Genomic DNA, 13483 nt, shown 5'->3' with positions numbered 1-13483 from the left:
ATGACGGCCGCGATCCAACGGCGACTGGATATTCCAGAGCCTCAGAAAGCCGAACAGACCGAACTGCACCCAGAGCTGAACCGTGCGCACGTGCGCTTCATCGGCCTGGGCAAAACCTACGACGGCAAGCAAGGGCCGGTGGCGGCGCTGCAAGGCATCGACCTGTCGATCCAGCGCGGTGAAGTATTCGGCATCATCGGCCGCAGCGGCGCCGGCAAGTCGTCGCTGATCCGCACCATCAACCGCCTCGAGCAACCGACGTCGGGTCGAGTGCTGATCGATCAAGTGGACATCGGCGAGTTCGATGAAGACCGTCTGGTGGCACTGCGTCGGCGCATAGGCATGATCTTCCAGCACTTCAACTTGATGTCTGCCAAGACGGTTTGGCAGAACGTCGAGTTGCCGCTGAAAGTCGCCGGCGTACCCAAGGAAAAGCGCGAGCAAAAGGTTCGTGAACTGCTGGAACTGGTTGGCCTGCAAGCCAAGCACAAGGCGTACCCGGCGCAACTGTCGGGCGGTCAGAAACAGCGCGTCGGCATCGCCCGTGCGCTGGTTCACGACCCGGCGATCCTGCTGTGCGACGAAGCCACTTCGGCACTGGACCCGGAGACCACGCAATCGATCCTCGGCCTGCTACGCGAGATCAATCGGCGCCTGGGCCTGACGATCATCCTGATCACCCATGAAATGGCGGTGATCCGCGAGATCTGTGATCGCGTCGTGGTCCTTGAACACGGACGAATCGTTGAACAGGGGCCCGTCTGGGAAGTCTTCGGCAACCCGCAGCATGAGGTCAGCAAGACCTTGCTAGCGCCCTTGCAGCACGCCCTGCCGCCAGAACTGCAAAGCCGCTTGCATCCACAACCGCAGTCCGCGGAAGACGCGGTGGTACTGCGCCTGCAGTTCACCGGAACGGCCCACGCCGAACCGGACCTTGCCGCGCTGTTCAGTGCACTCGGTGGTCGCGTGCGCTTGTTGCAGGGCGGCGTGGAACGGATTCAGGGGCATGCGCTTGGGCAGTTGCTGCTGGCTGTGACGGGCTCATCCCTGGGCGTCGAAGAATTGCGTCAACGCGCCGGCCACTGGGCGCAACAGGTAGAGGTGTTGGGTTATGTGGTTTGATCGCTTGCTGCAAGGCTTCATCGACACCTTTCTGATGGTCGGTGTGTCGTCGTTGATCGCACTGCTGGCGGGCATTCCGCTGGCGGTGATCCTGGTCACCAGCTCCAAGGGTGGAATCTACGAAGCCCCGGCGCTGAACCGTGCGTTGGGGGCCTTCGTGAACCTGTTTCGCTCGATTCCGTTCCTGATCCTGATGGTGGCGTTGATTCCGTTCACCCGGTTGATCGTCGGTACCACGTACGGCGTGTGGGCGGCCGTGGTGCCGTTGACTATCGCTGCCACGCCGTTCTTTGCACGCATCGCTGAAGTCAGCTTGCGTGAGGTGGATCACGGCTTGATTGAAGCGGCACAAGCCATGGGCTGCCGGCGCGGGCATATCGTCTGGCATGTGTTGTTGCCTGAGGCGCTGCCGGGGATTGTCGGGGGATTCACGATCACGCTGGTGACGATGATCAACTCATCGGCCATGGCCGGGGCGATTGGCGCGGGTGGATTGGGGGACATTGCCTATCGGTACGGGTACCAGCGCTTTGATAGCCAAATCATGTTGACGGTGATTGTGTTGCTGGTGGCGTTGGTGGCGGTGATTCAACTAGGTGGAGATCGGTTGGCTCGTGGCCTCAACAAACGCTAAGCACAATAGGCGTTGTGATGTTTTTCGTGGCGAGGGGATTTATCCCCGTTGGGTCGCGCAGCGACCCCCAAAACATTCAACGAGGTGTGTCAGGAAAATCAGGGCTGCAGGTTCTGCGTCTGCGGCGCAGCCGAACGGGGATAAATCCCCTCGCCACGGGAGCTTCTTATCCAAAGGTAAATTCCGTTGCTTTTGGGGAATTTTCTCACAGAGAAATCAGCGTTCCTACGCGCCTGATCTCTTTCCTTTGCAGGACATTTCCTAGATTATTCCGCTCGCTTGCGCCTGCCAAAATCCGTGGCTAGTCTCGGACCGTCACTGCTCATCAGTGATCGGGTTTAGTAGCCCGGAACAATAGGCGCATAGCAATTCCATGCTCATGTTCGGCATTTTTTGCCGCATGCAGAATATGGTGGCTGTGCGTGGGGTACCTTCGGGTGCACCGGTTTCTCCTATTGACCGGCCTACTAACCTGCGTACAGCCGCCACCCAATCGTTTAGTAGGCGAGAAGTGTCGGCTCCCATGCAGCAATAGGAGCAACACATGGAAAGATCAGTCCCCGATCCACCCCCCGAAACCTCCACCGAAGACCCACTCAGGGATCGATCAGCGCTCTACCGCGCCATTGATTTCTACCTCACCGGCGATCAACCCTCCCCGCCCGACGAACTGCGGTTCTACAACGTCAGCAAAGACGTGAGCTTCGAAGACACCCAACTCTACATCGCCGACCTGCTGCGCTGCGCCTCGGTCATGGCATATCAATGTGGCGACCACCTCAAAGGCGCCGACCGTGCAATGGTGTTCTCGGTGTGGCATTTGCTGGAGATTGCCAAGGCGATGGTGGATCACTCCATAGAGTGCCTGGGGATGAAAAAGGGTTGAGTCAGTGAAATCGCCTTCGCGGGCAAGCCTCGCTCCTACAGGATTAACGTGATCTGTAGGAGCGAGGCTTGCCCGCGAAGGCTGCGCAGCAGCCCCAGGGCTGGCTTGATGGCGTATATTTGGCGGACTCACATCAGACGCGCAGCCGACCATGAAACAGACTCCCGCCGACCTCGAGCAGATCACCTCCACGACTCTGGGGCATTACGACTCGGTGGCCGAAGGTTTCCGCGAAGGCACCCGCGATCACGATGTCAGCCAGAATATCGACGCCCTGTTGCGCCACATTCAAGGTCAGCCACCGTTCGATATTCTCGATTTTGGCTGTGGTCCCGGTCGTGACCTGCAGACCTTTACGCGCATGGGCCACACGGCAGTCGGCCTCGATGGTTCGCAGAAGTTTGCGCAGATGGCCCGGGAGGACAGTGGCTGCGAGGTCTGGCAGCAGGATTTTCTCAAGCTGGACTTGCCGGACGAGCGCTTCGACGGGATTTTTGCCAATGCGGTGTTGTTCCACGTCCCGCGCCAGGAGCTGCCCCGGGTATTGAAGGAACTGCGCGCGGCATTGAAGCCCGGCGGTGTGCTGTTCAGTTCCAATCCTCGTGGCGAAAACCAGGAAGGCTGGAACGGGCCGCGGTATGGGGCGTATCACGATCTTCACACGTGGCAGCAGTTGCTGACTGAAGCGGGGTTTGTGGAGCTGGAGCATTACTACCGGCCGGCGGGGTTGCCGCGCGAGCAGCAGCCTTGGTTGGCGAGTGTCTGGCGCAAGGTATAAAGCCTTGAATTTGTGCTGTCCGAACTGACGCCATCGCCAGCAGGCTGGCTCCCACAGGGATCGCGTTGTGTGTACCAACGCGGTCAACTGTGGGAGCCAGCCTGCTGGCGATGAGCGCGCAGCGCTCGCCCTACCGCCCTTCTTTCTTCGGCTCGCGAATCCTGTACCAGGCCACATACAGCGCCGGCAAAAACAGCAGTGTCAGCAAGGTAGCGACGATGATCCCGCCGATCATCGCGTAGGCCATCGGTCCCCAGAACACCTCCCGGGCAATCGGGATCATGCCCAGGCTCGCCGCCGCCGCGGTCAGCAGGATCGGTCGCCGACGATGTTCAGTGGCTTCCACCACGGCATCCCAGGGTGAAGAGCCTTCGGCTATGAATGCGTCGATCTGGGTCACCAGGATGACCGAGTTGCGGATGATGATGCCGATCAGCGCCAGGATGCCGAGGATCGCCACGAAGCCCATCGGCGTTCCGGTCGGCACCAGCGCCAGCACCACGCCAATCAAGCCCAGCGGCGCGACGCTGGCCACCAGGAACATTTTCTGCACGCTGTGCAGCTGGATCATCAGGAAGGTGGCCATCAGGAACACCATCAATGGCACGACCTTGTTGATCGGCCCTTGGGCCTTGGCGCTTTCCTCCACCGTACCGCCCGTGGCGACCTTGTAACCGGCGGGCAATGAGGCGGCGAATTTGACGATGTCCGGCTTGAGCTGTGTCACCAGGTCCGTTGGCTGGATATCACCGATGACCGCCGTCTTGATGGTAATCGTCGGTTTTCGATCACGACGCCACACCAGTGGTTGCTCGAGTTCGTAGCGCACGGAGGCAAACGCCAGCAGTGGGATCGAGGTGCCGCCCGGAGAGAGGATCTGCAGGTTCTGCAGTGTATCCGGTGTACCCCGCTCGGCGTCCACGGCACGGCCGACCACGTTGATCAGGTAAATGTCGTCGTCGACCTGGGTCACCGTCGAGCCGCTGACGATGCTGTTCATCAGGTTCGCCACGTCTTCGGACGACAAGCCGAGCTGGCGCGCCTTGTCCTGGGCGATGTCGACGCGCAGCACCTTGCCGGGCTCGTTCCAGTCGAAAATGATTTCGCCGATGTGCGGGTTCTTGTCCAGTTGGCTGGCCAGATCGATGGCGTGCTTGCGCACCTGGTCGATGTCCGGGCCGCTGACGCGGTATTGGATCGGCCGCCCCACGGGTGGACCCATCTCCAGCGCCTGGACGAAACTGCCGATGCCGACGAAGTCCTTGCGCAGGCGCTCACGCAGGCGGTCACTGAGGGCCGCACGCGTCTCGAAGTCTTTACTCACAATCACGAGTTGTGCGTAGTAAGGGTTCTGCAGTTGCTGATCGAGGGGCAGGTAGAAACGAATCGCGCCCTGGCCGACGTAGGTGCTCCAGCGCACGATGTCCGGGTCACCCTTGAGCGTCGCTTCGAGCTTGTCCACGGCTTTGCGGGTTTCATCGATGGAGGCGTTTTGCGGCAGGTTCAGATCCACCAGGATTTCCGGGCGATCCGAGGCCGGGAAGAACTGGTTCTGCACAAAGCGCATGCCGACCACCGATAACCCGAACAGCAGCATCGTAATACCGATCGCCCACCAACGGTTGCGCATGCTCCACAGCAGGCCGCCATTGAAGGCCCGCCCGAGGCGCCCAGGCTCTGCCGAGTGCGGCTTCACATTGGTGCTCAGGATATGCACGCCAATCACCGGGGCGAACAACACCGCGACAACCCACGAGACCATCATGGCCACGGCAATCACCGCAAACAGGGTGAAGGTGTATTCACCGGCCGAGCTGCCATTGAGACCAATAGGTACGAAACCCGCCACCGTCACCAGTGTACCGGTGAGCATCGGGAAGGCGGTCGAGGTGTAGGCGAAGGTCGCGGCCTGGTCCTTGGTTTCGCCCAGTTCCAGGCGCGAGACCATCATCTCGACGGTGATCATCGCATCATCCACCAAAAGTCCGAGGGCGATGATCAATGCGCCGAGGGAGATCCGCTGCATGGTGATGCCGCTGTATTCCATGAACACAAACACCATCGCCAGCACCAGCGGGATCGAGCACGCCACCACCAGACCCGCGCGCACGCCGAGGCTGATGAAGCTGACCACCAACACGATCACGACGGCTTCGAACAGCGCACTGGTGAACCCGCCAACGGCCGCTTCCACCACGACAGACTGATCGGACACGTTGTGCACGCCGACGCCAACCGGCAGATCGGCCGTCAATTCGCTCATGCGCTGGTGCAGGGCTTTGCCGAAGTCCTGGATGTTGCCGCCTGTCTGCATGGCAATGGCCAGGCCAATGGCTTGCTGGCCATTGAAGCGAAATTCCGGGGTCGACGGGTCGACGTAACCCCGGCGGATGTCGGCAATGTCGGCCAGGCGATAGAAGCGGTCATTGAGCCGCAAGTTGACGTTGGCCAGGTCCTGTTCGGAAATGAACTGCCCGGAGGTGCGCACGGAGATCCGCTCGGGACCGGCTTCGATCACCCCGGCCGGAGTCACGGCGTTCTGGGTCTGCAGGCTTTGTACGACTTGCTGTTGGTCGATGCCCAGTGCCGCCAGTTTGCGTGTCGAGAAATTCAGGTAAAGCACTTCGTCCTGCTGGCCGACCATCTCGATCTTGCCCAGCCCCGGCACACCCCGGATATCGGCGCGCGCCTGCTCGACGTAGTCGCGCAACTGGCGCAACGACAGGCCGTCGGCGGTAAAGGCGTAGATCGAACCGAACACGTCACCGAACTCGTCGTTGAACGACGGGCCCTGAATACCCTGGGGAAACGAGTAGCGAATATCGCCGATCTTCTTGCGTACCTGGTACCAGATTTCCGGAATGTCCTTGGCCTTGGTGGTGTCGCGCAAGTACACGTAGACCGTGGATTCGCCGGGGCGGGTGTAGCTTTTCACGTAGTCGAGGGAATCAAGCTCTTCGAGTTTTTTCTCGATACGGTCGGTGACCTGCTTGAGGGTTTCTTCCTGGGTCGCGCCCGGCCAGCGGGTCTGGATCACCATGGTCTTGATGGTGAACGACGGGTCTTCCTCACGACCCAGGTTCAGGTACGAGAACACGCCCATCAATAGCGAGACGAACATCAAATACCAGACGAACGACTGATGCTTGAGGGCCCATTCGGATAAGTTGAAACTCCCTTTCATTGTGGGCTGCCCTCGTCGACTTTCACTTTTTGCCCCGGTTTGAGGCTGTTCACACCGGCACTGACGACTCGGTCGCCAGCCTTGATATCGTCAGCCAACACCACGGTGCTGTCCGTGCGGCTGATAATGCTGACATCTCGCGGGGACACCGTTTGCGTCTGCGCATCGATGACCCAGACGCGGTTTTTGCCGTCGACCTCCTGCAATGCGCTCAGGGGCAGCTCGATGCGCGGCTTGACCGCGCTTTTCAAGGTCACGCTGATCGCCGTCCCGAGGCGAAACGCGGGCGGTGTCTCGGCCAGCGTCAGGCGCGCGCGCCGGGTGCGGGTCGCACTTTCGGCCTGGGGTTCGATTTCACGCACAATAGCCGTGGTGGCAATACTCGGGCTCAGTTGCGCCGCGACTTGAAACACCACGTCGGCGGGCAACTGGTCGACCAGGGTGTCAGGCAGGTCGATCACCGCTTCCTTGATGTCCGGTTGCGCGAGGGTGACCACCTGCTGGCCCGCGGTGACGACCTGCCCGGCTTCGGCACTCCACGCCGTGACCACGGCCTTATGGTCGGCGCGCAACTCGACATAGTTGAGCTGGTCCCTGGCCTGGCTGACCGCAGCCTTGGCCTGGTCGAGCGAGGCCTGGGTGGTTTTCAGGTCGGTGATTGCACTGTCGAGCTGCGCCTGTGAGCCCACCCCGCGATCGAACAATTGCTGCTGCCGCCGGGCGTTGGCCTGGGCGTTGATGAGTTGAGCCTGGACACTCGCCAAGTTGCCCTCGGCCGAACGCAACTGGTTCTGCTGGTCGGTGGGATCGAGCGTGGCGAGCAAGGCCCCTTTGTCGACTTCGGCACCGACATCGACGCTGCGACTGGCAATGCGCCCCGGCACACGGAAGCCGATATTGCTTTCATAACGGGCCTGGATGCTGCCGGCGAAACGCCCGAGATTTTCCTCATCCAGCGCCTTCACCATGATCGACAGCACCGGACGCACCATTTCCGGGGCGGGCTCTTCTTTCGAGCAGGCCACCAGCATCACACCGGCGAACACCAGTAACAGACGCTTCATGGTGCAGCCCCCACGGATAAGTCCTTGTAGGTGTTTTCGGCGACTTCCACCTTCACGCCGGGGTGCAGCAGCTGGCCGCCGGCGATGACGACTTTTTCACCGCCGGTGAGTCCGGCGCTGATGATGACTTTACCGGTCAGGTAGCGACCAACCTTGACGTTGTGCAATTGCGCCTTGCCCTCGCCATCCACCAGCCACACCGCCGGCTCGCTGATGTTTTTGGTCAGCGCCGACCACGGTAGTTCGACGGCGGATTTGCCCCGGGTATTGGCGGTGGCACTCACCACCGAACCCAACTGCATCCCTGGCGGCAAGGCGCCGAGCGTGACTTTGACTTGCACCGTACCCGTTTGCTCGGAGACGGCCGGGGTGACTTCCCGCACGGTCCCGGTGGTCTTGATCTGCGGATTATCCAGCAGGCTGACCACCACGGACCTATCCGACGGTGGCTCCGCCAGCAGCGATTCGAAGACGTTGAATACCGCATCCCGATCCCCGTCCCGGGCCAGGCTGAAAATCGGTACCGTGGCCTGCACCACCTGGCCGACTTCGGCCTGGCGCGCCGTGATCACGCCCGGCGCATCGGCGATCAACGCGGTGTAGCTCAATTGTTCACGGGCGTTGGCCAGTTCCGCCTGGGCTGCCGCCAACGAACTTTGGGAGCTGCGCAAGGCAGCCTGGGCGGAGTCGTATTCACTTTGGCTGGTATAGCCCTTGGGCAACAGCTTTTGCTGGCGCACAAAGGACGCGGAGTTCTGAGTGACCTTGGCCTGCTCGGCGACGACCTGGGCCTGGGCCGAGTCCACGTTGGTCTGCAGGTCCTTGGGATCGAGCCTGGCGAGCACCTGCTTGGCCGAAACCCGGTCACCGACATCCACCATACGCTGGATGATCTTGCCCCCGACACGGAACGACAGCTCGGTCTGCACCCGGGCCTGGACGTCGCCGGTCAACGTGATGTTGACGGCATAGTCGGCCAGCTTGACCTCTTGCACGAAAACCCGGGGCCGGTCCTTCTCGACCGGCTTCTCTTTGTCGCAAGCGCTCAGCAAAGCCAAGAGGCTCAAGCCAAGTGCTATTTTCAATCCGGGACCAGCCATGCAGACTCCTTTGCGTTCAACGGGCGCGATTCGTCTGTGAGCTTAGAACAGGGATTAACCTTCGCCCACGCAAATTCTGCATTTACTCTGCAGGAGCCCGCCCAAGGCTGCGATCTTTTGATCTTGATCTATAAAAGAGCGTTAAATCGCAGGCTTGTAACGCCTACCTACGCGAGTCACAGGGAACGTACTTCATGCTCAATACCCTCGCGGTGGCCAATTACCGCTCGATCAACAAACTGGTCATTCCGCTAGGTCGGCTGAACCTGATTACTGGCCCCAACGGCAGTGGCAAATCCAATCTCTACCGCGCGCTACGCCTGTTGGCGGAAACTGCACAGGGCGGCGTGGTCAATGCGTTGGCCCGCGAGGGTGGGCTCCACTCGACCTTCTGGGCCGGCCCGGAAACCATAAGCCGACGCATGCGCAATGGCGAGGTGCCGGTCGAGGCGACGGTGAGACAGGGCGTGAAGCGCCTGCGACTGGGATTCTCTGGAGAAGACTTCGGTTACTCGATAAGCCTGGGGCTGCCCGATTCCAACGGCCATTTCATGCTGCCCGGGCACAGCACCCCTATCCCGTCGCGTTTCAGCCTCGACCCGCAAATCAAGCGCGAGTGTCTGTGGGCCGGGCCGTTCTACCGTCCGGCGAGCCTGCTGGTGGATCGCGATGGCCCGCTGATCCGCACCCGGGCCAACCGCAGTTGGGACGTGCTCGCGCAGCACACGCCGAATTTCGACAGCCTGTTCGATCAGGTCGGCAGCCTGCGTGCGTCGCCGGAGGTATTGGAGACCCGCGAGTTCATCCGCCGCTGGCGCTTCTACGATCACTTTCGCAGCGACGCCGACGCCCCCGTGCGTCAGCCACAACTGGGCACACGCACCCCAGTGCTGCACCACGACGGCAGAGACCTGGCGGCGGCGTTGCAGACCATTATCGAAATCGGCGACCCCGACGCATTGCGCAACGCGATCAGCGATGCATTTCCCGGTGCACGACTGCATATAGAACCGCTGGCCGGCGGGCGTTTTGCTATCGAGTTCTATCAGGAAGGGTTGCTGCGGCCGTTGTCGGCGGCTGAGTTGTCGGACGGGACGTTGCGTTATTTGCTATTGGTGGCGGCACTGTTGACGCCCCGGCCGCCGACGTTGATGGTGCTGAACGAACCGGAAACCAGTCTGCATCCGGATCTGTTGCCGGCACTGGCGCGTTTGATCATCCGCGCGTCCGAGGAGTGTCAGGTGTGGGTGGTATCCCATGCGCGGCGATTGATTTCGGCGTTGCAAGAGGACCCGGAGTGCAATTGCATCGTGCTGGAGAAAAACCTCGGGCAAACCGAGATTGTCGGGCAGCGGATGCTGGATGAGCCAGCGTGGTATTGGCCGGATTGAGGCTTCTATATGGAAATCTCAGGTCCGTCGAATTTTCTTGTTCGGGTTCACGGTCATGTGCCGACGCTTGGCGGTCAAAATTGGCCGATCAACTGCCGATTCAATCATCTCGTCGTATGATCGTTTACCACTTATCTTCAAAGAGACCGGCCCGAATGTGCTTGGTGTTGGTAGCGGGGCCGTAGCCTCGAAAGACGACAAAAAAAGAGTGGAAGGACGGGGTGTACCAGACGGTGTCGCGGTGAATACCTGCCCCTTATTCTTTACAAAACGCTTCAAGGCAGCCTCAGTGCGGGGGGCTTTCGCAGCCCAATAAGCACTTCCTCTCGATAGAAACGCCAATGCTGTCAGCCCTAAAGCGATGTACCCCAATATTGCGGCCACTTCAGAGTCCTCGGTGATTGCCACAACAGCACTGCCAACCCCAATCACAGATGTAGTGAGTATCGCGCCACTGGCCACGACCGTGCTTAGTGCCGCAAAGGACTGTTTGGGTGGCAATTTCTTCAATGCTCCCAATCTCAACGCATCCTTGGCCAAATTAAAGGAGGGGGTGACACGGGACATGCCTAGCCCTGTGTTCCACAGACTCAAGACGCTCTGGACTAGACGGCCAAACTCGGCTATCCGCCCCGTCGGATCACTGAAATTTACTGGGTCGCCCAAACAATACGAATAAGGATTAAGCCCACCCCGCCCAAACGGACTCAACCTGTCCGGGCTGTTGAAGCGCATCAAAAACGGGTTGAATGCCCGGTGGCCATTACCCAGTAAATAATGACCGGTCGCCGGATCAAGTATTTCGCCGGTAAACCCCAGCAGACTGCCAGAACCACCTTCAACCCGCCGGTTACCGTAAGGGGCATAGACCTGCTGCACCGATCCGGCAGCCTCGGTGACTTGCAAGACAGAGCGCTGTGGGTCAGTGGTCAGTAGCTGACAGTTGAGGGCATCGAATTCGCACGATTGCAGCGCAAGCAGTTGCGCGCCGTGCCGCAATACACTCTGGCTGGAGGCACCCTGAAGCTCACTCACCAGATGGTCACGACAGAAAAAACGCTGAAGGCTTTCTTGTCCGGCACGGTCAACCCCAATCAACTGGTCCAGAGCATCGTAGCGGTAGCGACACATCGTTGTGTTAAACGCGCTCATCAGCCCCCCTCTGCGTACCGTGCTTAGCTTGCACCTGTCGTGGGGTTCGCACACCTAGCAGAACTGCTAGTCCAGGCCGCTCATATGCCACGGAAAAAGCGAAGGCAAAAAAAACGCCGACGCTATTACTAGCCGTCGGCGCTCGAAACCTTGAAGGGGTTTACCTCGCGAATCAGAACGCTGGCAGAACTGCGCCGCTGTACTTCTTCTCGATGAATGCTTTCACTTCCGGGCTGGTCAGGGCCTTGGCCAGCTTCTGGATGGCGACGCTGTCCTTGTTATCAGGACGAGCCACCAGGAAGTTCACGTAAGGCGAATCCGCGCCTTCGATCACCAGTGCGTCCTTGGCCGGGTTCAAACCCGCTTCCAGCGCGTAGTTGGTGTTGATCATGTCCAGGTCAACCTGATCCAGCACACGCGGCAGCATGGCGGACTCAAGCTCCTTGAACTTGAAGTTGTGCGGGTTCTTGGCGATGTCTTTCGGCGTGGCCAGGGCGTTTTTCGGGTCTTTCAACTCGATCAGGCCAGCCTTCTGCAGCAGGATCAGGGCACGGCCGCTGTTGCTGCCTTCGTTAGGGATGGCAATGGTCGCGCCGTCTTTGAGCTCGGCCAGGGTTTTGACTTTCTTCGAGTAGCCGCCGAACGGTTCAACGTGAACACCGACCACGGTTTCCAGGTGAGTGCCTTTGCCTTCGTTGAAGCTTTTCAGGTACGGCAGGGTCTGGAAGTAGTTGGCGTCCAGACGCTTCTGGTCGACCTGTACGTTCGGCTGAACGTAGTCGGTGAAGACTTTGATTTCCAGGTCCACGCCTTCTTTGGCGAGGGTTGGCTTGATCAGCTCAAGAATCTCGGCGTGTGGGATCGGGGTTGCCGCTACCACCAGTTTCTCGCCAGCCTGGGCCAGGCCCGCAGTCAGGGCAGCCGCCAGTGCGGTGAACAACAGAACCTTTTTCATGCAGTGTCCTTATCGACAATCACGGTCGCTTGTGGCGACGGCTAGATATTTAGGTGCCAGTGAAGTGCTATCGCTGGCGTGACGCGGACAATACCGGGATTTTTTATTCCCGAACAATATCTTTTATTCACTTTCATATTCCATTTTATTCATACAGCTCTAGCCCGCACATTCCCTGTAGGAGCGAGCCTGCTCGCGATGGTCGTGAACGATGACGCTGGAAACCTGACACACCGAGGTGATCTCAGGTTTTTCGCGAGCAGGCTCGCTCCTACAGGAGGTCGGCGTCCTTAAGTAATTGTTTCAAGGCATCTTTTTCGCTGTCGGAAGCATTACCGAGAATTTGCTTGAGCTGCTGTTCGATCTGCTTCAGGCCTTCATCAGGCAAATTCAAATGCTCCGGCAAAATCTCGTCACCGGTACTCACCAGCAGCGCAAAGTGAATGACATTTTCCAGCTCCCGAGTGTTGCCCGGCCAGCTGTGTCGTTCCAGCACCGCTTGCGCGGCCTCGCTGATCAATGGCACTGGCAGGTCCAGGCGCTGGCTGTAGATGCCGAGGAAGTATTCGGCCAGCGACAGGATGTCGCCCACCCGCTCGCGCAGTGCTGGCAGTTCAAGCTGACCTTCGCTGAGGTAGTGGTAGAGCCGCTCGTGGAATTTCCCGGCGGCGACCGCCTGGGCCAGGTCGATACTGGTGGCGGCGACCAGGCGCACGTCCACCGGGCTCGGTTGATGCGCGCCGACGCGGGTCACTTCGTGGTTTTCCAGGGCGGCGAGCAATTTGATCTGGATCGGCAGCGGCAGGTCGCCGATTTCATCCAGGTACAGCGTGCCGCCGTTGGCCGAACCGAACCAACCGGCGCGACTGCTGGCAGAACCGCTGTAGCTGCCGGCGGCATAGCCGAACAATTCGGCGTCGGCGTAGGTGGGGCTGATCGCCCCGCAATTGACCGAGACGAACAAGCCGCCGCGATCACTGGCGCGATGGATGTGCCGGGCCAGCAGTTCCTTGCCACTGCCGGTTTCACCACGGATCAGTACCGAGATCGAGCGCGGCGCCAGCTGTTCCAGCTCCTGGCGCAATTGCCGCGAGCGCGGGTCGACGAATACCAGCGCCTTGGCGCGGATGCTCAGGGGACTTTTTTCAGCGTCAGGAAAGGTCAGCAGCGGCTGACCGAAGGTTTCAAAGCTCATGGCAGACTCCCGCCCAAAACCG

General features: G+C 60.1%; 11 protein-coding genes and 1 pseudogene. 6 read left to right on the top strand and 6 right to left on the bottom strand.

Annotation, left to right across the window (positions count from 1 at the left end; genetic code table 11):
* The 4 genes from HFK74_RS12570 (at window position 1) to HFK74_RS12555 (ending at window position 3420) form a co-directional block, all read left to right on the top strand.
* On the top strand, window positions 1–1122 hold the full coding sequence (locus tag HFK74_RS12570) for a methionine ABC transporter ATP-binding protein (protein WP_180203791.1): 1122 nt from the start codon (window positions 1–3) through the stop codon (window positions 1120–1122).
* Complete coding sequence (locus HFK74_RS12565) at window positions 1112–1756, top strand: methionine ABC transporter permease (RefSeq protein ID WP_008057629.1); 645 nt, start codon at window positions 1112–1114, stop codon at window positions 1754–1756. Before HFK74_RS12570 ends, HFK74_RS12565 begins: the two co-directional genes overlap by 11 nt.
* A gap of 544 nt (window positions 1757–2300) precedes the next feature.
* Window positions 2301–2642, top strand: a complete 342-nt coding sequence (locus tag HFK74_RS12560) for a hypothetical protein (protein ID WP_180203790.1) — start codon at window positions 2301–2303, stop codon at window positions 2640–2642.
* Window positions 2643–2793: 151 nt separating this feature from the next.
* Window positions 2794–3420, top strand: a complete 627-nt coding sequence (locus tag HFK74_RS12555; RefSeq protein WP_180203789.1) for a bifunctional 2-polyprenyl-6-hydroxyphenol methylase/3-demethylubiquinol 3-O-methyltransferase UbiG — start codon at window positions 2794–2796, stop codon at window positions 3418–3420.
* A gap of 130 nt (window positions 3421–3550) precedes the next feature.
* On the opposite strand, the gene HFK74_RS12550 is transcribed toward HFK74_RS12555, so the two are convergent.
* From HFK74_RS12550 to HFK74_RS12540, 3 genes are read right to left on the bottom strand one after another with little or no spacing between them, the layout of a single operon-like run.
* Window positions 3551–6604 (bottom strand): efflux RND transporter permease subunit, encoded by a 3054-nt coding sequence (locus tag HFK74_RS12550; RefSeq protein WP_180203788.1) that lies wholly within the window; start codon window positions 6602–6604, stop codon window positions 3551–3553.
* The gene (locus tag HFK74_RS12545) at window positions 6601–7668 is read right to left on the bottom strand and encodes an efflux RND transporter periplasmic adaptor subunit (RefSeq protein WP_180203787.1); all 1068 of its coding nucleotides are present in this window, start codon (window positions 7666–7668) and stop codon (window positions 6601–6603) included. The genes HFK74_RS12550 and HFK74_RS12545 overlap by 4 nt, the downstream gene beginning before the upstream one ends.
* Window positions 7665–8768, bottom strand: a complete 1104-nt coding sequence (locus tag HFK74_RS12540; protein WP_180203786.1) for an efflux RND transporter periplasmic adaptor subunit — start codon at window positions 8766–8768, stop codon at window positions 7665–7667. Before HFK74_RS12540 ends, HFK74_RS12545 begins: the two co-directional genes overlap by 4 nt.
* A gap of 194 nt (window positions 8769–8962) precedes the next feature.
* On the opposite strand from HFK74_RS12540, the gene HFK74_RS12535 reads away from it, so the two are divergent.
* The gene (locus tag HFK74_RS12535; RefSeq protein ID WP_180203785.1) at window positions 8963–10159 is read left to right on the top strand and encodes an AAA family ATPase; all 1197 of its coding nucleotides are present in this window, start codon (window positions 8963–8965) and stop codon (window positions 10157–10159) included.
* Window positions 10160–10177: 18 nt separating this feature from the next.
* Here the strand turns inward: HFK74_RS12535 and HFK74_RS12530 are convergent, their stop codons facing one another.
* Window positions 10178–11311 (bottom strand): RHS repeat-associated core domain-containing protein, encoded by a 1134-nt coding sequence (locus tag HFK74_RS12530; RefSeq protein WP_180203784.1) that lies wholly within the window; start codon window positions 11309–11311, stop codon window positions 10178–10180.
* 172 nt (window positions 11312–11483) lie between these two features.
* A complete protein-coding gene (locus tag HFK74_RS12525; RefSeq protein ID WP_008057641.1) occupies window positions 11484–12266 on the bottom strand; it encodes a MetQ/NlpA family ABC transporter substrate-binding protein in 783 nt (260 codons plus the stop codon).
* A gap of 198 nt (window positions 12267–12464) precedes the next feature.
* Between HFK74_RS12525 and HFK74_RS33155 the strand changes: the two are divergent.
* Window positions 12465–12542, top strand: a pseudogene (locus tag HFK74_RS33155) (outer membrane lipoprotein carrier protein LolA); the annotation flags it as partial.
* On the opposite strand, the gene HFK74_RS12520 reads toward HFK74_RS33155, so the two are convergent.
* Window positions 12538–13461 (bottom strand): sigma 54-interacting transcriptional regulator, encoded by a 924-nt coding sequence (locus HFK74_RS12520; RefSeq protein ID WP_180203783.1) that lies wholly within the window; start codon window positions 13459–13461, stop codon window positions 12538–12540. The pseudogene HFK74_RS33155 and the gene HFK74_RS12520 sit on opposite strands and share 5 nt — an antisense overlap.
* Window positions 13462–13483 lie beyond the last annotated feature (22 nt).

This window comes from Pseudomonas sp. SbOxS1 (assembly GCF_013416725.1).
In the GTDB taxonomy this organism is placed as follows: Bacteria; Pseudomonadota; Gammaproteobacteria; order Pseudomonadales; family Pseudomonadaceae; genus Aquipseudomonas.
The sequence above is the reverse complement of the archived record's forward strand: the minus strand, read 5'-3'. Positions and strand labels throughout refer to the sequence as shown.